The organism is Burkholderia sp. F1, assembly GCF_050813845.1.
GTDB lineage: Bacteria > Pseudomonadota > Gammaproteobacteria > Burkholderiales > Burkholderiaceae > Burkholderia > Burkholderia ubonensis.
In genome coordinates this window covers 1,673,937-1,695,435 of the sequence record NZ_CP172422.1, presented here as the reverse complement: position 1 = coordinate 1,695,435, position 21,499 = coordinate 1,673,937, and the positions used below count along the sequence as shown (strand labels likewise).

The 21,499-nt window shown below is 62.5% G+C and carries 17 protein-coding genes and 1 pseudogene; 2 read left to right on the top strand and 16 right to left on the bottom strand.

The genetic code is table 11. The features are described from left to right. Nucleotide 1: 1 nt before the first annotated feature. The 6 genes from ACFIMZ_RS26510 to ACFIMZ_RS26485 form a co-directional block, all read right to left on the bottom strand. Nucleotides 2-2,221 carry a molybdopterin cofactor-binding domain-containing protein gene (locus tag ACFIMZ_RS26510; RefSeq protein WP_431825236.1) on the bottom strand — a complete coding sequence of 740 codons (2,220 nt, stop codon included), beginning with the start codon at nt 2,219-2,221 and terminating at the stop codon, nt 2-4. Nucleotide 2,222: 1 nt separating this feature from the next. Then, complete coding sequence (locus ACFIMZ_RS26505; protein WP_431825235.1) at nt 2,223-2,678, bottom strand: (2Fe-2S)-binding protein; 456 nt, start codon at nt 2,676-2,678, stop codon at nt 2,223-2,225. 56 nt (nt 2,679-2,734) lie between these two features. Then, complete coding sequence (locus tag ACFIMZ_RS26500) at nt 2,735-3,037, bottom strand: putative quinol monooxygenase (protein WP_431825234.1); 303 nt, start codon at nt 3,035-3,037, stop codon at nt 2,735-2,737. A gap of 79 nt (nt 3,038-3,116) precedes the next feature. Next, entirely contained in the window at nt 3,117-4,160 is a 1,044-nt protein-coding gene (locus ACFIMZ_RS26495) for an NADP-dependent oxidoreductase (protein ID WP_431825233.1), read from the bottom strand. A gap of 177 nt (nt 4,161-4,337) precedes the next feature. Then, the gene (locus ACFIMZ_RS26490) at nt 4,338-4,958 is read right to left on the bottom strand and encodes a TetR/AcrR family transcriptional regulator (protein WP_431825232.1); all 621 of its coding nucleotides are present in this window, start codon (nt 4,956-4,958) and stop codon (nt 4,338-4,340) included. Nucleotides 4,959-5,171: 213 nt separating this feature from the next. Further along, entirely contained in the window at nt 5,172-6,200 is a 1,029-nt protein-coding gene (locus ACFIMZ_RS26485; protein ID WP_431825231.1) for a DNA-binding protein, read from the bottom strand. A gap of 441 nt (nt 6,201-6,641) precedes the next feature. Between ACFIMZ_RS26485 and ACFIMZ_RS26480 the strand changes: the two genes are divergently transcribed. After that, nucleotides 6,642-7,160, top strand: coding sequence for a hypothetical protein (locus ACFIMZ_RS26480; protein WP_431825230.1), 519 nt, complete (start codon nt 6,642-6,644; stop codon nt 7,158-7,160). After that, a pseudogene (locus ACFIMZ_RS26475) lies at nt 7,102-8,357 on the top strand (IS256 family transposase). Before ACFIMZ_RS26480 ends, ACFIMZ_RS26475 begins: the two are co-directional and overlap by 59 nt. Nucleotides 8,358-8,620: 263 nt before the next feature. Here the strand turns inward: ACFIMZ_RS26475 and ACFIMZ_RS26470 are convergent. The 10 genes from ACFIMZ_RS26470 to ACFIMZ_RS26425 all read right to left on the bottom strand — a co-directional run bounded on the left by ACFIMZ_RS26470 (nt 8,621) and on the right by ACFIMZ_RS26425 (nt 21,373). Then, complete coding sequence (locus ACFIMZ_RS26470; protein ID WP_431825229.1) at nt 8,621-10,417, bottom strand: ATP-binding protein; 1,797 nt, start codon at nt 10,415-10,417, stop codon at nt 8,621-8,623. Further along, the gene (locus tag ACFIMZ_RS26465) at nt 10,417-11,607 is read right to left on the bottom strand and encodes a hypothetical protein (protein WP_431825228.1); all 1,191 of its coding nucleotides are present in this window, start codon (nt 11,605-11,607) and stop codon (nt 10,417-10,419) included. Before ACFIMZ_RS26465 ends, ACFIMZ_RS26470 begins: the two co-directional genes overlap by 1 nt. Nucleotides 11,608-12,441: 834 nt before the next feature. Next, the gene (locus ACFIMZ_RS26460; RefSeq protein WP_431825369.1) at nt 12,442-13,206 is read right to left on the bottom strand and encodes an SDR family oxidoreductase; all 765 of its coding nucleotides are present in this window, start codon (nt 13,204-13,206) and stop codon (nt 12,442-12,444) included. Nucleotides 13,207-13,401: 195 nt separating this feature from the next. Continuing rightward, nucleotides 13,402-14,586, bottom strand: a complete 1,185-nt coding sequence (locus tag ACFIMZ_RS26455; RefSeq protein WP_431825227.1) for an acetyl-CoA C-acyltransferase — start codon at nt 14,584-14,586, stop codon at nt 13,402-13,404. Between the two features lie 61 nt (nt 14,587-14,647). After that, on the bottom strand, nt 14,648-16,471 hold the full coding sequence (locus tag ACFIMZ_RS26450) for an acyl-CoA dehydrogenase (RefSeq protein ID WP_431825226.1): 1,824 nt from the start codon (nt 16,469-16,471) through the stop codon (nt 14,648-14,650). Between the two features lie 120 nt (nt 16,472-16,591). Further along, nucleotides 16,592-17,128: a MaoC family dehydratase gene (locus ACFIMZ_RS26445; RefSeq protein ID WP_431825225.1), complete on the bottom strand. Its 537-nt coding sequence runs from the start codon at nt 17,126-17,128 to the stop codon at nt 16,592-16,594. After that, nucleotides 17,121-18,053, bottom strand: a complete 933-nt coding sequence (locus ACFIMZ_RS26440; RefSeq protein ID WP_431825224.1) for an SDR family NAD(P)-dependent oxidoreductase — start codon at nt 18,051-18,053, stop codon at nt 17,121-17,123. The genes ACFIMZ_RS26445 and ACFIMZ_RS26440 overlap by 8 nt, the downstream gene beginning before the upstream one ends. Before the next feature lie 278 nt (nt 18,054-18,331). Then, entirely contained in the window at nt 18,332-19,588 is a 1,257-nt protein-coding gene (locus ACFIMZ_RS26435) for a TetR/AcrR family transcriptional regulator (protein WP_431825223.1), read from the bottom strand. A 325-nt stretch (nt 19,589-19,913) separates the two neighbouring features. Further along, entirely contained in the window at nt 19,914-20,264 is a 351-nt protein-coding gene (locus ACFIMZ_RS26430) for an EthD family reductase (RefSeq protein ID WP_431825222.1), read from the bottom strand. 212 nt (nt 20,265-20,476) lie between these two features. Continuing rightward, on the bottom strand, nt 20,477-21,373 hold the full coding sequence (locus ACFIMZ_RS26425; RefSeq protein ID WP_431825221.1) for a phytanoyl-CoA dioxygenase family protein: 897 nt from the start codon (nt 21,371-21,373) through the stop codon (nt 20,477-20,479). Nucleotides 21,374-21,499: the final 126 nt, after the last annotated feature.

The window sequence follows — 21,499 nt, the reverse complement described above, 5'->3', positions numbered from 1 at the left end:
GTCAGGCGGTTTTCAGCTGGTTGCCGACCGGCAGCTTGCGCACGCGCTTGCCGGTCGCGGCGAAGATCGCGTTCGCCAGCGCAGCCGCGAGCGCCGCGGTGCCGGGCTCGCCGATCCCGCCCGGCGCTTCGCCGCTCTTCACGATATGCACGTCGATCGGCGGCGTCTCGTTGATCCGCAGCATCCGGTAGTCGGTGAAGTTGCCCTGCGCGACGCGGCCGTTCTCGATCGTGATCTCGCCGTACAGCGCGCCCGTGATCCCGAAGATGATCCCGCCCTGAACCTGTGCGTCGATCGTGTCCGGATTCACGGCCATCCCGCAGTCGACCGCGCACACGACGCGCTTGACCTGCACGTCGCCGTCGTCCACCGCGACGTCCACGACGATCGAGAAGAAGCTGCCGAACGCGTGCATCACCGACACGCCGCGCCCCTGCCCCTTCGGCAGCGGCGTTCCCCAGCCCGCGGCCTTCGACGCGACGTCGAGCACGTTGCGTGCGCGCGGCGCCTTGCCGAGCAGCGCGCGGCGGTACTGCACCGGGTCGGTCTTCGCTTGCGCGGCGAGCTCGTCGATGAAGCTCTCGACGACGAACGTGCCGCGCGTCGGCCCGACGCCGCGCCAGAATGCGGTCGGCACGTGGCGCGGCTCCTGCCGCACGTAGTCGACGAGCTGGTTCGGCAGGTCGTACGGCAGCTCGGCCGCGACCTCGACGGCGTCCGGATCGACGCCGTTCTTCACCGCGGGCGGCGCGAAGCGCGCGAGGATCGACGAGCCGACGATCCGGTGCCGCCATGCGACCGGCCGGCCGTTCGCGTCGAGGCCGGCCGAGATCCGGTCGTAGTAGTACGGCCGGTACATGTCGTGCTGGATGTCTTCCTCGCGGGTCCACACGACCTTGACGGGTGCGCCCACCTGCTTCGCGATCTTCACCGCCTGCACGACCATGTCGACCTCGAGCCGGCGGCCGAAGCCGCCGCCGAGCAGATGGTTGTTCACGACGATCTTCTCGCGCGGGAAGCCGGTGATCTGCTGCACGGCGTCGAGCGCGCGCGTCGGCACCTGGGTGCCGACCCAGATCTCGCAGCCGTCGGGGCGCACGTGCACCGTGCAGTTGACGGGCTCCATCGTCGCGTGCGCGAGCAACGGCTGCTCGTAGACCGCGTCGACGCGCGTCTTCGCGTTCGCGAACGCCTTGTCGACGTCGCCGTCCTTGCGCGCGACCGCGCCCTTGCCGCTGTCCGCCGCCCGCGCGTGATCCGCGGCGATGTCCTGCGTCGACACCTTCGCGCCCGCGCCTTCGTTCCACTTCACGACGAGCGCCGACGCGCCGCGCTTGGCCGCCCACGTGTGGTCGCCGACCACCGCGACCGCGTTGTCCGCGCGCACGATCTGGCGCACGCCGCGGATCTGCCTGGCCGCCGTGCCGTCGACGCTCGCGACCGTGCCGCCGAACACCGGGCTGTTGACGATCACCGCATACAACATGCCCGGCAGCCGCACGTCGAGCCCGAACCGCGCGGTGCCGTCGACCTTTTCCGGCGAATCGAGGCGCTTGACCGGCTTGCCGACCAGCTTGAAATCCGCGGGCTGCTTCAGCGCGACGTCCTTCGGCACCGGCAGCTTCGCCGCGGCGTCCGCGAGCTGGCCGTACGATGCGCGCCGTCCGCTCGGCGGGTGCAGCACCTCGCCGTTCTCCGCGCGGCAGGCCGCCGGATCGACGCCCCACTGTTTCGCCGCCGCGCCGACGAGCAGCGTGCGCGCGGTCGCGCCCGCCCGGCGCATCGGCTCCCACGCGTAGCGGATCGACGTCGAGCCGCCCGTGAGCTGGCCGCCGAGCAGCGGGTCGAAGAACAGCTTCTCGTTGGGCGGCGCATGGTCGAGCATCACGCTCGACAGCGGTACTTCCAGCTCCTCGGCGATCAGCATCGGCAGCGACGTGTAGACGCCTTGCCCCATCTCGACCTTCGGCATCACGAGCGTGACCTGCCCGTTGCGGTCGATCTGCACGAACGCATTCGGCGCGAACACGCCGGAGCGCGGCGCTTCGTTCGCATTGCCGCCGATCACCGGGCGCCGCGCGTCGCCGCCCGCCGCCGGCACGCTGAAGCCGAGCAGCAATCCGCCGCCCGCCGCCGCGCCGAGCGTCATGCCGAACTTGAGGAACTTGCGGCGCGAGACACCCGCGCCTGCCTGGCCTGCCTCAATCAGTCCGCGTGACATGTCAAGCCTCCTTCGCGGCCTGCTTGATCGCCGCGCGAACCCGGTTGTAGGTGCCGCAGCGGCAGATGTTGCCGGCCATCGCGGCGTCGATGTCGGCGTCGCTCGGGTGCGGGTTCGATGCGATCAGCGCGGCGGCGGCCATCACCTGGCCCGACTGGCAATAGCCGCACTGGACGACGTCGAGCTCGCGCCACGCCTGCTGCACCTTGCGCCCGGCGGGCGTCGCGCCGACCGCCTCGATCGTCGTGATCCTGCGCTCGCCGACCGCCGCCACCGGCAGCACGCACGCGCGCGCCGCGACGCCGTCGAGATGCACGGTGCACGCGCCGCACTGCGCGATGCCGCAGCCGAATTTCGTGCCGGTCAGGCCGACGAGATCGCGCAGCGCCCAGAGGAGCGGCATGTCGGCGGGCGCGTCGACCGCATGGACCGCGCCGTTGATGTTCAGGTTGATCATTCAGCCTCCGGGCTGGCGTAGTGTGGGGACGGCGCGCCGGGTGGCGCGCGGACGGCTTACGACTGCACGGCGTCGAGCGCCGTCAGCACCTTCACGACCGGCGGCTGCGCGAGCCATTCGCCGGCCTTCGCGCGATAGGCGTTGTAGTGCGGGCTCGCGCGATGCGCTTCGAGCGCCGCGTCGTCCTCATAGACCTCGAACAGGTCAAAGCCCGGCGAGCCGTCCGCCTGGCGGAACAGGTCGTAGCGCAGGTTGCCCGGCTCGGTGCGGGTCGCCGCGACGAGGCCGCGCAATTCGGTCTCGACCGTCTGCGCATGTTCGGGTTTCGGGATCAGGCTGGCGAAAACGTAGACGGGCATGGTGCTTCCTTCTTTCCTTCGTTGAATCGGGATTGACGATGCCGCGCGCCGGAGCCGGCAAGCGGCGTGAGACATGAGGTCAGGCCAGTTCGTCGGGACCGACGCGCACGACGACCTTGCCGAAGTTCTTGCCGGCGAGCAGGCCGATCAGCGCGTCCGGTGCGGCGCCCAGGCCGTCGACGACGTCCTCGCGCGCCTTCACGTTGCCGGCGGCGACCCACTCGCCCATGTCCTTCAGGAACGCGGCATAGCCCTCCGCAAAATGATCGAGGATGATGAAGCCCTGCATCCGGACGCGCTTCCTGAGCAGCGTGGACGTCAGCAGCGACAGGCGATTCGGGCCTGCGGGCAGCTCGGCGTCGTTGTAATGCGCGATCAGTCCGCAAACCGGCACGCGCGCGCCGATGTTGAGCAGCGGCAGCACCGCATCGAACACCGCGCCGCCGACGTTCTCGAAATAGACGTCGATGCCGTCAGGGCATGCGTCCGCCAGTTTGCGCGCAAAATCCGCGTCGCGGTGATCGACGCACGCGTCGAAGCCGAGCGTCCCGGTGACGTACGCGCACTTGTCCGCGCCGCCGGCGATGCCGACCACGCGGCAGCCCTTCAGCTTCGCGATCTGTCCGACGACGGCGCCGACCGCGCCGCTCGCCGCCGCGACCACCACGGTTTCGCCGGCCTTCGGCTCGCCGATCTTCAGCAGCCCGTGATACGCGGTGAAGCCCGGCATCCCGAGCACGCCGAGCGCGTACGACGGGTGCGCGAAGTCGCGGCCGAGCGGGAACAGGCCGGTGCCGTCCGACAGCGCGTAGTCCTGCCAGCCGCCCATGTCAACAACGAGATCGCCCGCGCGGAACGCCGGCAGGTTCGACGCCACGACCTGGCTGACGGTCCCGCCGACCATCACGTCGCCGAGCGCCACCGGTGGTGCATAGGACGGCGCGTCGCTCATCCGGCCGCGCATGTACGGGTCAAGCGACAGCCAGATCGTGCGCAGCAGGACCTGGCCCGGCCCGGGCGTCGGCACCGCGCCGGCTTCGGTGCGGAAATTGTCCGGCGTCGGGGCGCCCGCCGGGCGCGAATTCAGGACGATCCTGCGGTTTGCGGTCTTGCTCTGCGACATGAAAACCTCCATCAATGGGGATGCGTGCTCTCGCACGATCCGGCCAGAAAAAGAATTCGACGACATGGCAGGCGACGCCCACTCGTCGCATGGCGGCATCGCCGATTCGGATAAAGTAGACCAGTCGTCTATTATCGGGACATAAAATAAGGCGCGCGATGCGCGCCTCGCCTACTCTTACTGCCACGCTCCGTTGCCGTCCGACTGCGGCAGATTCAGCATCCGCAGCGTCGCGGCCATCGCGGTCTCGAGCGGCTTGCGGTTGCGATGGATCTTCTCCAGCAGCGTCGCGCCGAGCCACAGCTCATACAGCGTCGCGGCGGTGTGAGACGAATCGTCGATCCCGTGCAGCGAACCGTCGGCGAGCCCCGTTTCGATGCCGGCCGCGAGCCGCTCGATGATCTGCCCGGTGCCGCGCCGCAGGACCGAGCGCATCGCTTCGGACAGATCCGCCACCTCGGCGCCGAGCTTCACCGCGAGGCACTTGCCTTCCGGATCGTCGTTGCACTGCGTGTGCAGCCAGTTGTTCCAGTAGCTCATCAGGCGCGCGGCGCCCGTGCCCGGCTGCCGGACCAGCAGGTTGTCGAGATGGTCGAGATAGCCGTCGAAGTACGCTTCGAGCAGCGCTTCCCCGAACGCCTCCTTCGAGCCGAAATAATGATAGAACGAGCCCTTCGGGATGCCCGCCGCGGCGAGGATCTCGTTCAGACCGACCGCCGAAAACCCCTTGTGGAGCATGATCGGCTTCGCGATATTCAGGATGTGCTGGCGGACTTCCGCGCCTGAAGATGCATTCATGATGGCGTATGGTAGCAATGATTAGACCGGTCGTCTAGTAATGTGCGACCGGCATTTTGAGTCGCACTTTACCTGATCCTCGATCCGTTCCCAACGCCCCGCCCCGTCCACCGGCGGGAATGCGCCCCACTTCCCCGCCGCGCCATGCGCGCGGCGTCACGCCGGTCGGATTGCCGCGCCGGCGCGCGCATTGAAACGACGGCAGCCGCGCCGTCAGCTCGACGCTTCGTCGACGCGCTTCTTCGCACGCGGCTTGCGCTCGCCCTGGGCCGCAGCGGGCGTTTTCCCGGCGCCCCGCCGCGGCGGCGTGCGGCTCGCCCTCGCCAGCGCCGCGATCTCCCGCCTCAGCGTGTCGAGTTCGTTCCCGTATACCGCATTCGTCGCCTGCGCGCCGTCGAGCTGCCCCTGAAGCACCCCGCATCGATGCAGCGCATCGCCGAGCCGTGCCTGCAATGCGGCCAGGTCGCTCCGATACTGGACGTCGCGCTGCTCGGCGCGCGCGGTCAGCGCGTCGAGCTCCTTCTGCAGCCGCGCGGCCGTCACGCGCTCGCGATCGATCTCCTGCAGCGCCCGCTTCTCCGACGCGCGCAAGCGCTCTTCGGCACGATGCGCGTCGTCGCGCAGCCGGTCGAGCTGCGCGGTGAAATCCGCGCGCGCCTGCGCGAGCGCGCGATCGCCCTCCGCGTTGTCGGTCTTCAGGCGCTCGATCTCGGCCGTGAGCGCGCGCTGCGATGCGCTGTCGGCCGCACGTGCCTGCTCGAGCTCCTGAATCCGCACCTGCGCCGTGAGCAGCGCGGCCGTGCGCTGCTCGAGCGCCGTCTCGGTGCGCGCGAGTTCGGCCTGCAGCGCCACGACCTCGTTCTTCGCGGCGGCTCGCTCCGCTTCCACCTCGGCGCGCAGCGCATCGAGCGACGTCGCGGCCGCAGCCGTCGATCGGCTCCACAACGCCGCCACCAGCTCGCCCGCCGCCGCCTGCAGGTCTACCGGCAAGTCCGGATGCTCGATCCGCACGCGGCTCTTTTCCCGCAGCTCGGCCCAGAACTCGCCGAGCACCGCCGTCGGCGTGCTCATGCTGCCCCTGCGCACCAGCTGATACAGCCGGTTGGCGGTCGGCGTGATGCCGAAGCGGAAGAACAGCAGGGCGCACACCTCGCGATATAGCTCGCGGGTTTTCGGGAAGTTGGCCTTGAGCCGCTCTATTTCAGCGACGACGCGGGTTTCGTCGGGAGGGAGGTCGGACATGATCGGGATTTGCGGGAAGGTTTCGTTAATAATATAACGTAAACCGTTATATATCCAACCAATCATCCCTAAATATTTGACATTATTTCTATAATGTTGAAATTTCTCTTTCGAGCATGTGCGTGGATGAAGCTGGCCGTCTGGTTGCAGAATTTTGTAATCGCTTTTTGCACAATTTTGTAACTGCCCCCTCCCTCTGCAGCGACTGAAGCGCGGCTAAGCCTTGCCCAATAAGGCTCGACGACGCAGCAGCCGACTAAAATTGGTGCGAGGACGGTCGCTCAAAAATGGCGTCGCATGATGGACAACCGGCGGCGGTCTTCGCAAATTTGTAACTACCCGGCGGGACAGCGGCATGTGACGGGTGCGGGTCGCTGCAGACGCCGCATTTCCGTACACTAGACGCGATGCCTACGGACCGGCGGCACCTGTGGAGAGCGCATGACACCCTTGCGTTTATACGTGGACACAGAGTTCACAGATTTTCTGGATTGCGATTTGATCAGCATCGCAATCGTGTGCGCGGATGGTCGCGAGTTTTATGGCGAGCGTTCCGATTTCGATGTCCAGATCTGCAGCGAGTTCGTGCGTGCTGCTATCCTGCCTCAACTGGGACAGTTCCCCGATCGAGTGTTCACGCGCGAAAAATTGCGCGACGGGTTGCTCGAGTGGCTTCATCAATTTTCTGGTGAGCCTGGACCGCGGATGCTGTGTTTCGATTACGGTGGAGACTGGGAACTGTTGGTTGACCTGCTTGGCGACGTACCGATTGGATGGCAGGCCTGTCATCTTGCTGGCGGGTCTTTGAATCATCACAAAATGGAAGCGTATTACCGCGAACACGGGAGCCTATCCGATCTTTTGTGTGTGAGGCATAAACTGATGGCCAAGGAGCCACTTTATGCCACGCAAACGCAAGGAAGAAGTGACGATAGAACCGGGCAAGGGCTTGAACCTTGACCCGGAACTGATCAAGCAACTGGTGCCCGGGACGCTGGACCGGGCGACGATCAACGAGCAGCTTGCCGCGCTCAAGAAGGCGATCTTCGAACGCGCACTGGGCGGTGAGTTGACCCACCACTTGGGCTACGAGAAGGGCGAAGTCAAGCCGGCTGGCAGCACGAACCACCGCAACGGCACGAGCCGCAAGCGCGTTGCAACTGACGACGACCTGCTCGACGTCGAGATTCCGCGCGACCGCGAAGGCACCTTCGATCCGGTATTGATTGCCAGGGGCGAGCGGCGCTTCACCGGGTTCGACGACAAGATCATCGCGATGTACGCGCGCGGCATGAGCGTGCGGGAGATTCAGGGCTTCCTGCTGGAGATGTACGGCATCGAGGTATCGCCGGACTTCATCAGCACGGTGACCGACGCGGTGATCGACGAAGTGCGTGAATGGCAGCAGCGCCCGCTCGAGCCGATGTATCCGGTCGTGTTCTTCGACGCCTTGCGCGTGAAGATCCGCGACGAAGGCGTGGTCCGCAACAAGGCGATCTACCTGGCGCTGGGCGTGCGCCGCGATGGCACACGCGACGTACTCGGTCTCTGGATCGAGCAGACCGAAGGCGCCAAGTTCTGGCTGCGGGTCGTCAACGACCTGAAACTGCGCGGCGTGCAGGACATTCTGATTGCCGTGGTCGACGGCCTGAAGGGCTTCCCGGAAGCGATCAATTCCGTGTTCCCTGAAACGACGGTTCAGACCTGCATCGTGCATTTGATCCGGAACTCGCTGGACTTCGTGAGCTGGAAAGATCGCAAGGCGGCCGCCGCCGCTCAAGGAGGTCTACCGGGCGCCGACGGCCGAGGCCGCCGCCGTGGCGCTGGATGCCTTCGACGCCGGCCCGTGGGGCACGAAATACCCGCCGATCGCCGCGCTCTGGCGCCGGGCCTGGGAACAGGTCATCCCTTTACGCGTTCGCGCCGGACATCCGGAAGATTATCTATACGACCAACGCGATCGAGTCATTGCACATGCAGCTTCGGAAGATCATCAAGGCACGCGGTCACTTCCCGTCAGACGAGGCCGCGCTTAAGCTGATCTGGCTGGCGCTGCGCAACGTCGTTGCCAAGTGGACTGGCTCCCGGCACGACTGGAAAAGCGCGATGACGCAGTTTGCGTTGCTTTACCCGGAACGGTTCAGCATCGGAATCTGAGTCTTAACCCGCCTCACACACGAAATTCCGGACACCTCCCGAACACGGCGGACGACATCACGCACTTCATGACGCTCGAGCAAACTGCTATGCGGCGTTTGTTGATGTTTCCGGCTAGCGCGCCTCGCCTGTTGAGCACAACCATTGCGTCGATTGTTGATTGCCAGCCCATCGACTGCTATTTGATGCTGTTCACGAACGCTCGCTTGCTTCTAGCTCATCCACCTCAGCGAATTGCATCGCCGCCCCTCCCGGCCGATGTATCAACCCAAAACCACCGGTGCTTCGCCCCATAGCTCTTCAAGATCAACGTCCTCGCTGGCTGGCTGCTTGTCGCTTGGCAAGCGGTCCACTTGGATGACCATCGGAAGCTCAAATGCGGTTCCAGTGACTACGCAGCACCCCTGGGACAGCCCAGGTATGAGACTCCGCGATAAGGCGTCCAGCGTTGAGATGGTGTTGTCGATGAGGAACAGGTCTCTGTCGTTCACCAAGCGATGGATGAAGAAGTTGTGCAACTGCGAGACGATGGTTGGCGAGATATCAGCCGGCCGCTGACTGGCAATGGTTACGAAGATGCCGAACTTGCGGCCCTCCTTGATAATTTCCTCGAAGAGCTCAAGGCGGTAGTCCCTCCAACTCTCGCTCTCCCGCGTTGACTGCTCAGAAAGGATGTTATGCGCCTCATCGACTATTAAATGGACGGTACGGTCTGGAGGGGTGGCTACCGTCGTCTTATGGGCGTTGTAGTAGTGCTTCGCAAACAGGAGCGGCAGGACCTTCTTGACCTCGTTGTTGCACCGGCGCAAGGAAATCACTGTCAAGATCTTCTCGTCTTCCGCAGCATTCGCGATGCTCAGCACCCGACGCATGCTCTTCAGCGAGGACTCCACGCGCTTGAGCAGGGGTTGAATGTGCTCGAATTGGACGTACCCGGCATTCAAATCGGACATCAGTTGCAAGTTGACCCGGACGATTAACTGATCAAAGTCATCCAGGCCGGACGTGTCTAGCGCGTTGACGGTAGGAGCGATATGGTGGTCATAGGTTTCACCTTCCGCATCGAAGTACACTCCGTTGCGCGTGAATCTCCCGGCCCGCTGATGCCAGTTCACCTGTCTGAGCAAATCATCCAAAGCCTGGTAGTTGATTCGCCGCGCCACGACCCGCATCAGATCAAGCGTTGCCGGCCTGACCTCGCCCGCACAAAACGCCTGCCGGAACGTGCTCTTCGCATATGTATCAAGCGAGCCTTGCTGACCGTCAAACCGTGCCTTGCCGCTAAGAACCCGGCTTAGGAACGGACGCTGGGTATTCATTGTGGCCTGGAATAAGAGCGAAAGGGTCTCAAGGTCCCAGAACTCGGTAGGCGCCAAGGGGAACTTGTCCACAGCATAGGCGCCACCGAGCTGCTCCTGGGTTGACAGGTGATACACCTTCTTATGGGCCGCAGGCGCGAGTTGCTCTCCCCCATACTCGCCGTTGAAGTCGAGGATGACGAAACGGCTCTTCCCCGCGATGCGCGGCAGCTTCTGGTCGAACAACACGGTGTAGAGCTTAGCGAGGGTGTTCGACTTCCCACTGCCGGTGTTCCCGAATATGCCGATATGACTGTTGAACAACCGCTTCCACGGCAGCCCAACCGCGATCTCTTCCTTTAGCATTTGCCCGATCTTGAAGGTGCTGTCGGCCTTGCGGTCGAAGATGGACCTAATGCGCTCTTCGGTCAGCAGGTAGGCCGCATCCTGGATCATCGGCAAAAATTTGATGCCCTGCGTGAAACCGCCTCGGTCGAAGTAGCCGATAGGCCTGGCCTCTACCTTGCGAATGTAGGCTGCTTTGCCATCCCGTGTTTCAACGCGGCTCTCGTCCAAGTACTCACCCTCGACCATGCAGATAATTTCGCGGAAACCGCGCTGGATTGACAGGTATTCTCGAATGGAGACGCCCTTGTACTTGTCGCCACCGTGGAAGAGAGTCTCCTTACTGGACTGCTCGTCGATCCTCAGAACCACCTTGGCCCCTTGAACGGCAATGACCTCGCCGACGCGGATGCTCATCAGATCAAATCCTCGACGTTAGCGTGTTGTGCAGCAGGTACAGCGGCAGGCGGCAGACCCGCCGCTGGCGCCGAGGCAACTGCCTCCGGCCAGACCAGCACCTTCTCATTAAAGGCGGTGAAGTCCATGTTCTCGCCGTCTAGAGCCAAGCACTTGACGTTGCGGTGACCTTTGAACTTTTCCTCCATGGCTGCGAGCCCCGATGTGCTGTAGCAGCAAATGAAGACCTGCAGCCCTGGGTTGGAGAGGGACCGCATGACGAGGTTGAGGATGTGCTCGTCTGCGAAGGAGAAGCCGAAGGTGATGAGCACAGCGTTGTGCTTCTCCAGCTCATAACTTAGCAGACGCAGCATCTGGTAGTAGTGCTCCTCGTACACCGTCTCGTGGAATTTCCACTTGGTCGGATTAACGATCGGCATGCGCTCGTACTTCGCCCAAAACGCCTCCAGCACCTCATTGTCGATTCCGGTGTCGGGTAACTGAGCAAGTTCGGCGTCGGGGTTATCCAACGTTGCTGAGAATGGCTGCAGCAATTCGGCGGTGCCTGCGTCGAGCAGGTCTTCACGATTCTCCGTGTTATAACTGACCTGGATCGCTGACCCTGCCTTGCTCCAGTACACCGACCCGTGGAGATGGATCAGGTTGATCTGAGGAATGCTGCTTTGGTAGCGCCCGAAGACGCCGGCCTGGCACAAGTACGACCCAAAGTTGCGGGCCTGCAAGATGCGCTTGCTGAAACCGCGAGCACCGTCATTCAACACGAAGTCAGTGCGCCCCTCCTTGATGAGCTCGTCGGCCACCAGCGGGAAACACCCGTCGTAATTGGTCGTGAAGAGGTTGCAGCGCCGGTCCAGTGCCTTGCGGCGACTCACCATCTCCAACGCCGTGGTCAGGAAGGTTCGATAGTTTTGGATGGTCTTAGCACCCGCTTCGGTGCCGACAGCGGCCTCGACGGTGAGCCGTTCCGCAGGTCTGATGCAAGACGAGTAGTAGTGCATGAACAGCGGCACGAGGCGCCGACGATCGTCATCGTCCTGCTCGAACTTAGTGGCCAATTCCTCAAGCGAGTACCGCGTATCGCCTACGCCTGTTCGCATCTGAAGCTGCAGTGTCGGCAGCAGGCCAATGGACGCCCCTGATCCGAAGAGGAAATTGATATCTTTGTCGTAGATGTCCCCGATTGAAATCACTGGCGTCTCCTGCCAATTTTATTCATGACATGGATCGTGCCACGAAGCGAGGCTTCTGGATACTGGCGGTTCGCAGGGCGCCTTGTGCCAACCCGGCTCGACAGGTCGCTTCCGTCTTATTTCGGGAATTTGACACCAGTGCTTCGACGACGCTCAATCTCCGGAACTCCGCACGAGATGGCCCCGAGGTTCGGCGAACGGTTGGTCTTTAGTTGCTTCTGTTCACACGATGAAACGCGAACGTCTCAGATCGCCCTGAAGCGGTCGACTACGGCAATGCATTGAAGGACAGCTTCTGGCTGAGAGCCATCTGATGACGTCGATTCCGGATATCCCAGAGCGCTGCGCAAGCTGATTGTGATTGGAATGCGCCTTCTGCCTTGCACCGCATGCTGAAGTGCCCTGCCGCAATAGACGCGACCAGATTCACTTGCCTCCGATCGAGCTCATCTATACGTGACGGCATGATAACCCTTCTTATCACAATAGCATGATTGTGAAGATAAACTGGTGCGTAGTGAATCGCATGAGGCCGTACCCGCCATTTTACAGACGACCTTAGATGTGGTGCCCACGTCCGGCGTACTGCCCTCTCATGAACAGCAACCTTTGGATTCGCGCGCGCAGCCACGTCCAGAACCATCTGCAAGAATCCGGTATCGGCGGAACGCAGAGAAAGAAGGATGTTTAGTGACCCGCTCAGGACCACATCGCGGCTGTGAGCGGGCCATGAACAGCACATTAGGGCTAGCGTTAGACGGGTAATTGAGATACGTCCCGAGATTGCAGTGCTACACCACTCTGCTGCGACGTCGCGAAGCGTCGCTGTCCGCGCTAGATTGTCAAGCCACCGTCGACGACGATACACTCGCCGTTCGTATAGCTCGACGCGTCCGACACGAGGTAGAGCACGGTGCCTGCCATCTCGCGCGGTTCTGCATGACGGCGCAGCGGGATCTTCGCCAGCCAATCTTCGTAAATCGCCGGGTTCTGGAACAGTGCGCCTGCAAACTTTGTCTTCGTGAGCCCCGGCAGCAACGCGTTCACGCGAATGCCGAGCGGCCCGCACTCCTTCGCGAACGCGCGCGTCATGTTGACGATCGCAGCCTTCGTGACAGAGTAAATGCCCTGCAGGTCGCCCGGCTGCAGCGCATGCACCGACGCGGTATTGACGATCACACCGCCGCCCTGCGTCCTCATCAACTTGCCGGCTTCGACCGACATGAAGAAATAGCCGCGGATGTTCACCTCGACGGTCTTTTCATACGCCGCGACATCGGTATCGAGGATGTGGCCGAAATACGGATTCGCAGCCGCGTTGTTAACGAGAATGTCGAGACGCCCGTGCTTGCCACGGATCTGCTCGAATGTGGCCGCGATGTCCTCCATCCGTCCGACGTGGCACGCAAGCGCCTCTGCCTGACCGCCCGCGGCGACGATCTCGTCGACCACCGCCTGGCAGTCGCCGAGCTTGCGGCTCGACACAATCACGTGCGCGCCCTGCTCGGCGAGCAACTTCGCGATTTCCTCGCCGATGCCGCGGCTCGCGCCGGTCACCAGCGCAATCTTCCCCGTCAGGTCGAAAAGGTTCGTTGCCATGTTTCGTTCCTCAAAATGATTGTGCGGTCCGTGCCGCTTCAGGTAGTTCAGCAATGCGCGTCGATCACTAGCACGGCCTCTTCGGCGAAGTATCCGATCGTTTCGCAAACGCGCAGCGTCGCCGTGCTCGACGCGTTGCCCTGCAGCACGGCGTTCCGTCAGGTCCGCATCCCCAGTGCGCTTCAACACGGCGACTCAGGCTACTTCGAACAAGCCGGCCGCCCCCATTCCTCCACCGACGCACATCGACACAACAACGTAGCGAGCGCCGCGCCGCTTACCCTCGATCAGCGCGTGGCCGACGAGGCGAGCGCCGGTCATGCCATAAGGGTGGCCGATCGAAATACTGCCGCCGTTTACGTTGTATTTGGCCGGATCGATACCGAGCTGGTCGCGGCAGTACAACACCTGGCATGCGAATGCCTCGTTGAGTTCCCACAGGCCAATATCCTGCACCGTCAGTCCGTGCAGTTTCAGCAGCTTGGGAATCGCATATATCGGGCCAATGCCCATTTCTTCAGGGGCGTTGCCAACGACAGTCATGCCTCGATAAATTCCCAACGGGGCGACACCGAGCTGTTGCGCGAGTTTGCCGCTCATCAGCACGCATGCGCTCGCGCCATCCGACAACTGACTGGCATTGCCCGCAGTTACGACGCCACCCTCGACAACCGGTGCCAGTGCGCCAAGCGAATCGAGCGTCGTGCCTGGACGATTGCCTTCGTCCTGTGCGAGCGTGATCTCCTTGCGCGACGTCTGCCCGGTGGTCTTATCGAAGACCAACATTTGCGTCGTGAACGGCACAATCTCGTCCGAAAAACGGCCCTCTGCCTGAGCTGCGGCGGTGCGCCGTTGCGACTCGAGCGAATACTGGTCCTGTACCTCTCGCGAGATGCCGTACTTGCGCGAAACGAACTCGGCAGTTTCGAGCATCGGCATATACGCGGCCGGCTGGGCGGCCAGCACGTTCGGATCCTGATCAGCGCGCATCCACTCGAAGTAGCGCGTCTGTACGGCTGAGATATTCTCTTGCCCACCTGCGACGACGACTTGCATACCGTCGCACATGATCTGCTTGGCGGCCGTGGCGATCGCCATCAGGCCAGACGCGCATTGCCGATCGAGCGTCTGCCCCCCCACCGAATCGGGCAGCCCGGCAGCCAGCACGCCATTTCGAGCGACGTTGAGACCAGCGGTGCCGGCGTTGAGCACCGAGCCGATCACGGCGTCCTCGATACGATCGGGCTCGATGCCTGCACGCTGGACAGCGTGCCGAATCGCGTGGCCCAGCATGGTGGGCGAGTGTGTGGCGTTGAATGCACCGCGATACGCCTTGCCGATCGGCGTACGGGCGGTGGAAACGATGACTGCGTCGATCATGATGCTCTCTCGGTCGAATGGAAAATGTGAAATCACGCGAACAACATCGCGACAGCGTTGTTCAGAACCATTGCTCGGGCATGTTCAGCGGGGTTGTCTCGACCGGATTGAGCACGGCAAGCCACGCATTGACTTTGGGCATTTCCCACCCGAAGAAGTAATCGCAGGCGGCAATCTTGCCGCGATGGAAGTCACTCGCGCGCGGACCGTTCGCGAGGGCATTCGCGGCAATGGCCTGATCCAGCCAAAGCCAGCCGACGACGACATGGCCAAATGCTTCAAGATAGGCAGCCGCATTCGCCAGTTGAAGCTCGACGTCGTCAAGCCGGTGCAGTTCGTCCGTCACGATGCGGATTCGCCCCCACGCGCATTCAAGCGAACTGGCGTGCTGTCGCAACGACTCGGTCGCGCGCGCTCGCGCAACGGTACCGGCGATTTTCCCGTCGAGCACAGTCATGGCTGCGCCGCCGTTCAAGCGCGTTTTCCGGCCGAGCAGATCGAGTGCCTGGACGCCGAACGTGCCCTCGTGGATCGGGTTGAGCCGGTTGTCGCGATAGAACTGTTCGACGTTGTACTCGCGCGTATAGCCATAGCCACCGTGCACCTGGATCGCGAGGTCGTTGGCCACAAGACCCCATTGGGAAGACCAGCTCTTCACGACCGGCGTGAGCAGATCCAGCAAGCACTGCGCTTCTTCGCGGGCGAGCTCGTTCTCGAGCGAATGGATATCGTCGCTGAGCCGGGCCGCGTAGAGGCATAAGGCCAGTGCACCCGACGCATACGACTTCTGTGCAAGCAGCATGCGCCGAACATCCGCGTGGCGAATGATGGGGACTTGCGGCGCTGTCGGCGCGCGCTCGCTGCGCGGCCGCCCCTGCAGCCGCGTCTTTGCATAATCGAGTGCGTGCAAATAGCCCGTATAGCCGAGCGCAGCCGCGCCGAGACCCACCGAGATTCGTGCCTCGTTCATCATGTGAAACATGTAGGCGAGCCCCCTGCCTGGTTCGCCGACGATCTCGCCGAGCGCACCTGCCTCGCCTTCCGGACGGAAGCGGCCTTCACCGAAATTCAATACGCAATTCACCGTGCCGCGATAACCCATCTTGTGATTGATGCCGGCGAGCACAACGTCGTTGCGCTCGCCGGGTTGCCCGTCCGCGCCGATCAGCTTGCGTGGCACTGTGAACAGCGATATGCCTTGCACGCCCGGAGGTACCTGCCCGTTTTCATCCGGAATCTTCGCAAGCACCAGATGAACAATGTTGTCTGATATTTCGTGATCCCCACCCGAGATCCACATCTTGTTGCCAAACAGGCGATATCGGCCATCGCCGGTCGACACCGCGCGCGTGCGGATATCCGCGAGGCTCGAACCGGCTTGCGGCTCCGACAAGCACATCGTGCCGAAACAGCGACCCTCCGACATCGCCTCGACGTAGTGCGATACGCGTTCGCGTTCGCCGTGCGCGATCAGCAGGTTTGCATTGGCGATGGTGAGAAACGCGTAGCCGGCCGTGCCAGGGTTAGCGGCAAGCAGGTACGCCATGCCTGCCCGCTCCACCGTGCTCGGCAGGCTCATGCCGTTCCATTCCGCCGGAAAGGCGGCACTGACGAGGCCCGCATCGGCAAATGCACGCAATGCGACACCGACCTCCGGGTTGACCGTCACGCGCTCTCCGTCGAACGACGGTTCGTGACTATCGTTCTTCTTGTTGTGGGGCGCGAAGCACTCGGTCGCGATGGTTTCGTATACGTCGAGCACGGACGCGTAGTCGAATCGATCTTGGCCGGCAAAGCGTGGACGATCGAGAAGCGATTCGATTTGAAGCCAGTCAAACAGAATGAAGTCCAGGTCGCGGCGGGAGAGGATGAGTTCGCTTGTCATGGAATCGAATGAATGAGTTTAATCTGGCGGTGGCCCAATCCGGGATCCGGGTCAAGATAAATCATAAGGAATCCTTAACATAAGGAAGTCGATACCGGATTCGTAATCGCTCGACGCGTGTCAGGTGCTAACGAGGGTCAGCCATTCGGCCACCAGCGCTGGCTTTGGTTGATGCTCGATTTCCACGGCGACACCTATCGTCAACTGATAATTCCCCAGGCTGCGCTCCGTAACTTGCTTCAACACGAAACGTCCGCGCACCCGCTCGCCGCTTCGCACTGGCGTCACGAAACGCAGACTGTTCATTCCGTAGTTGACGGCCGCGCGCTGCCCCTCGAGTGCAGGAATGACGCCGTATGCCATCGCCGAAAGCAACGACAGGGTGAGGAACCCGTGAGCGATCGTGCCGCCGAACGGGCCCGCTCGCGCGGCCTCTTCATCAACGTGGATGGGTTGCCAATCGCGCGTGACATCGCCAAAGGCATTGATCGACGCCTGATCGATGCAGATCCATTGGGACACGCCGAGTTCTTCGCCGACGAGGGCCGACAGTTGCGACCGCGAGAGCGCGGCGCGTCCATGACTTACGACGACATGCGCGTCGTCGTTCGAATCGTTGCCGCCGGCGCCGGTGGCCATGCCGGACGTATCACGCATGAGGCTGCTCCGCGGCACCCGCTCCGGTAAAGCCGGCCTTGTGCAATTCAAGCTCGCCTTGAGCAGCGCCCGACGCCGGGACGGATTCGCCGTTCCGGCTGGCTACTTCGCCGAGCCGCTCCGCGAGAATGTGCGGCGCCAGTTCGCCGGTTCCGACGTAGATGCCGGGCGTCAGCGTGACGTGCGCGGCTTCGAAGCTACCCGCGCCGGCACACAGCACCATCCGGGTCGGCGCGTCATCGCCGGCGAGCACAGCAACCGCCGGGCTGACGGCACCGGGCGACAGTGCATTGAGAACCGCTTCGGGCATCAGGCCCTCGAGCATGCGTGTGCCCGCCGTGGGCGCGATGCAATTGACACGGATGTTGGATCGCTCTCCCTCGAGCGACAGTGTTTGCATCAGGCCAACCAGCGCCATCTTCGCCGCGCCGTAGTTGGATTGTCCGAAGTTCCCGTACAGGCCGGACGACGACGTCGTCATTACGATGCGGCCGTATTTCTGCTCTCGCATGACGTCCCACACGGCTTTGGTGCAATTCACCGATCCCATCAAATGGACTTCGATGACAGCGCGAAAATCGTCCAGCGTCATCTTGCTGAAGCTCTTGTCGCGCAAGATGCCGGCATTGTTGACGAGAATATCGACGCGCCCCCAGCGCGCGAGCGTCTCGTCGACCATCTTCTGTACCTGTTCGATGTCGGTGACGGACGCGCTGTTCGCAATCGCCTCGCCGCCTGCAGCCACGATCTCGTCGACGACCTTCTGTGCGGCGGTGGCAGAGCCACCTCGCCCGGTCACGTCGCTACCGAGGTCGTTGACGACGACTTTCGCGCCCAGCCGCGCGAGCAACAACGCATGTTCCCGACCGAGGCCGGCGCCGGCGCCCGTCACGATCGCAACTCGATTGGTCAAATTGATCGCCATGTCTCGCTTCCTTGATATGAATTTGGTGATGCCCCACCGACACGCCGGTACGAACTGCCAGCACCGCGCGACCGATCGCCGCGCTGCCGGAAGGCTCCGGCGCTCACCGCCGTGCCCGGCACACATTCCGGTGCCATAACGACGAAATAAAGATATTTGTACGAATATCGATTTGGCACGATAACAACGAATCAGTGCCATTTTCATGCCTTTATAACGCTCAATGGTAGGGGCCTTCCGACCCATCGTCAATCGTTTTTCGATCACTTGTACCGTTTTTAATCGACTGGCGCATCCGGCTTTCCATACCCTAGTGCGTCGAGTGCTGCCAAAAACTCGAGCCGCAAGTCACCCAGCGCCGCGATCTCTGCGCCCGTCGCCAGCAAGCGAACCTGCATGCCTGCGAAGAGACTGCTGACGAGCAGCCCGTGTGCCGCTGGCGATTCACCGTCGAAATTGGTCAGGAGCCGATGCCAGGCTCGGCTCCGGTCGCTGAACCACTGGCCCACCATTGGCCTCAGCGCCGACTGCCTCGCGGCCTCCACCTCGATCGCAAGGGTGGCGAGATTGAAATCGCTGAACTGCGTGACTTCGCGAACCAGCACGGCAGTCGTCAAATCGACGATCTGGTCGAGCGTGACGGTCGCAAGGTCGATTCCGTTGACGCTTTCGCGATAGCGTGCCTTGGCGGCTTCATAGAGTTGCTCGCGCGCCGCATCGATCAGCGTGCCGACTGGTTTGAAATAGTAGGACGGGACAGCCGGCGCCACGCCGGCTTCAGCAGCAACCGAGCGTCCCGTCACGGCGCCGGCACCATGCGTCGCCATCAGTCGAATTGCGGCATCGAGTAATTGCTGACGGGTTTCGTGCCCCTTGCTGCGTTTTGCGGGAGCAGGTTCCGAAGCAGGCGCTGGGGCGTCGGACTTGGGTACGGGTCGGATCTTTTCCAGCCCGTCGACAAAGCAGGCCGTGGCTTCGTCCGGTGTCAGGCCGAGCGACATGACGATAAACAACAACCCAATGGTTCGATCGATCGTCGCCTGTACGTAAAGTGGCTCGGAGCTTGAGCCCAGGAGTGATGCGATATCCGTCCAGATCTCGCGCAGGTGCGTGTACCAGACCTTCGCAAGTGCACGAGTGCCCGCGTTCCGAGCAGCGACGAGCATAATCTCGCACCAGGCGATCGACTGCGGGCGGTGACGTCCCGCGGCATTGCGCAACAGACGGACGAGGAACTGTTCGAACGTCGGGCGGCCCGACGTGAGTGCCGCCTGCCGAGATGCGAATTTGCGAAACCGCGCCACGTAGTCTTCGAGGAGGACGGACGACGCGTGCGCGACCAGATCAAGCTTCGATGCGTAGTGGTAGGTCGTAGCAGCCAGCGCGACCTGGGCGCGTGCGGCGACGTCGCGATGCGTCAGGCCGGCTTCACCGATTTCCCCTAGCAATTCGATCGCTGCGTGCGCAATCCGGTCTCGGGTCACTTGCGATCGTTGCTGCTTAGGCTGTCGTGCGGGCACTGTTTTCGAGAGCATGTCGAGAGATTTCCAATTCCACGAACACGCTATTTTGCCCAAAATGTTGCACTGTGCGACGACCGAGTTGCGTAGCGGCAGGATGCCGCCAGCGCAGGCCTCCGACGCGGGCTTTCGCGCCCCCCTCCCGCTACGCGCGTGCTGGGCTTGGTGCTGGACGCCGAGAATGACCTGAAAGGTGTGCGATTGCGCGTCAGTCGCTCAATCGGACGGGATGAGCGCTCCGTGCCAGGAGCGCCACCGACTCTGACGTTAACTTAGGCGTGCCCCGACCGCCACCGCCACGCCGCATCCAGACGCAATTGTCGATCCGCCGTACGATCCGTCATTCATCCGCATGGAAGATTGTCGGCGCAGTATTGGTGAAGTTCGCCACGTCGCCCACCACCTCTGCTGTTTTGGGGGACGAAAGCGCGGCATTGATCCCATCCTGATCACGGAAACGCAGTACTGTCACGCATGCGAAGGGCTGCGGGCCGGGCGCTGGAAACAGAATCTCGGCCGATTGCAAGCCAAACTCACTCCATGCAGAGTGAACCAGTTGGGCATGACTGGAAAGGTAATACTCCCGATCAAATTTCGTACCCTCGGTTGCGGGATAGCTGACGATTAGTGTTGCCATATAGAGTCCTTTGTTGTCGTGTTCGAGCAAATTGATGGCGAAATCCACGTTCACGCACAGTTGCGCTACCGCAGGCAGCGCAATGTCGTATTGGGCAAACGTGAATGCCGCATAGCAGAAGGAAACGACCGGCAGGATGTTGATGATCAGCGTGCCAAGTGAGCAGAAAGGCGACTTGATTGCACCTCTGCGTCGGCAGCTTTGTCGCCGTCATGACAAGCACTTTAACGGATGCATCAGAATACCCCTGCCGGCCGCACCAAACTTCAATCGATGCCTGCGCCGACCCCTCTGAGCGTCGCGCCGCCCTGATCGCTCAGCAGTTGGTTCGGATCGATCATCTGCCCGTCGACCTCGACCCAACCCATGAGATTTTCGCCCGCCGACCATCCCAGCAATCGCTGGACTTGTTCGGGGTAGCTCGCGACCAACTCCGGCGTCAACGACAGATACATGTTTTCCTCCTGTCGAACGTTTGCGGCATCGAGCGCAATGCTCACAGCGGTCCGATACTCCGATTGCGTGGAGTTTGCACCGCCCGCATGGAAGGTCGAGCCGAGGAAAATCAGTGCCGAGCCGGCCTTCATGACGACCGGACGAGCCTCCGACGGATCGGGCTTGCGATCGTCGTCCCAGAGATGGCTACCCGGAATTACAAGCGTTCCGCCATTCTCGGCAGTGAAATCTGTCACGGCGCAGATGATCTGCAGCCTCCCTTCCCGGCCCCCGGTCGGGTGGCGCCACATAAAGACGGTATCGTCCCGGTGCAGCGGCTGCGCGGCCTGGCCCGGCCCGATCTGGATCGCCTGAGTCACCCCGATGCGAACGCCGGCAGTCATCGGGTAGCGCTGGTCACCGACCCAGGCTTCGCGCGGCTTGCACAGAAAGTGCTCGGCTACGGGCAGATAGAGCCGATTGGTAGCGATCTCGACGCAGTGGCGCGTGCGTGCGAAAAGGCGCGACAAGCGCCGCGTACGGTTGCCGGAGAAGCTGTCGCGTCCGACCGGCTGGCGTTCGATGAGGGGAAGCAGATCATTTCCAAGACCGTCGAGGGTTTCGCTCGACAGGAAGTCCTCAATGATCACGCCACCGTCGCGCTCCAGGGCGGCGATCACATCTTCGGCCGTGGCCGCTTGGCCGGAAAGTCTTGTGAGGTCTGTCATGGGTTTTCCTTTGCAAGAGTGTTTGTGATTTCATGAAATGGCAACCGGGTTGCGAGCGCTTCCGAGTGCATTCATTTCGTACAACAAATTATTAGAAATCTGTCACAACTGGAATGATTTGTGGTC

Bases quoted from the DNA above. Each gene is read 5' to 3' on its own strand.
- ACFIMZ_RS26510 (WP_431825236.1), bottom strand. From the start codon at position 2,221: ATGTCACGCGGACTGATTGAGGCAGGCCAGGCAGGCGCGGGTGTCTCG.
- ACFIMZ_RS26505 (WP_431825235.1), bottom strand. From the start codon at position 2,678: ATGATCAACCTGAACATCAACGGCGCGGTCCATGCGGTCGACGCGCCC.
- ACFIMZ_RS26500 (WP_431825234.1), bottom strand. From the start codon at position 3,037: ATGCCCGTCTACGTTTTCGCCAGCCTGATCCCGAAACCCGAACATGCG.
- ACFIMZ_RS26495 (WP_431825233.1), bottom strand. From the start codon at position 4,160: ATGTCGCAGAGCAAGACCGCAAACCGCAGGATCGTCCTGAATTCGCGC.
- ACFIMZ_RS26490 (WP_431825232.1), bottom strand. From the start codon at position 4,958: ATGAATGCATCTTCAGGCGCGGAAGTCCGCCAGCACATCCTGAATATC.
- ACFIMZ_RS26485 (WP_431825231.1), bottom strand. From the start codon at position 6,200: ATGTCCGACCTCCCTCCCGACGAAACCCGCGTCGTCGCTGAAATAGAG.
- ACFIMZ_RS26480 (WP_431825230.1), top strand. From the start codon at position 6,642: ATGACACCCTTGCGTTTATACGTGGACACAGAGTTCACAGATTTTCTG.
- ACFIMZ_RS26470 (WP_431825229.1), bottom strand. From the start codon at position 10,417: ATGAGCATCCGCGTCGGCGAGGTCATTGCCGTTCAAGGGGCCAAGGTG.
- ACFIMZ_RS26460 (WP_431825369.1), bottom strand. From the start codon at position 13,206: ATGGCAACGAACCTTTTCGACCTGACGGGGAAGATTGCGCTGGTGACC.
- ACFIMZ_RS26455 (WP_431825227.1), bottom strand. From the start codon at position 14,586: ATGATCGACGCAGTCATCGTTTCCACCGCCCGTACGCCGATCGGCAAG.
- ACFIMZ_RS26450 (WP_431825226.1), bottom strand. From the start codon at position 16,471: ATGACAAGCGAACTCATCCTCTCCCGCCGCGACCTGGACTTCATTCTG.
- ACFIMZ_RS26445 (WP_431825225.1), bottom strand. From the start codon at position 17,128: ATGCGTGATACGTCCGGCATGGCCACCGGCGCCGGCGGCAACGATTCG.
- ACFIMZ_RS26440 (WP_431825224.1), bottom strand. From the start codon at position 18,053: ATGGCGATCAATTTGACCAATCGAGTTGCGATCGTGACGGGCGCCGGC.
- ACFIMZ_RS26435 (WP_431825223.1), bottom strand. From the start codon at position 19,588: ATGCTCTCGAAAACAGTGCCCGCACGACAGCCTAAGCAGCAACGATCG.
- ACFIMZ_RS26425 (WP_431825221.1), bottom strand. From the start codon at position 21,373: ATGACAGACCTCACAAGACTTTCCGGCCAAGCGGCCACGGCCGAAGAT.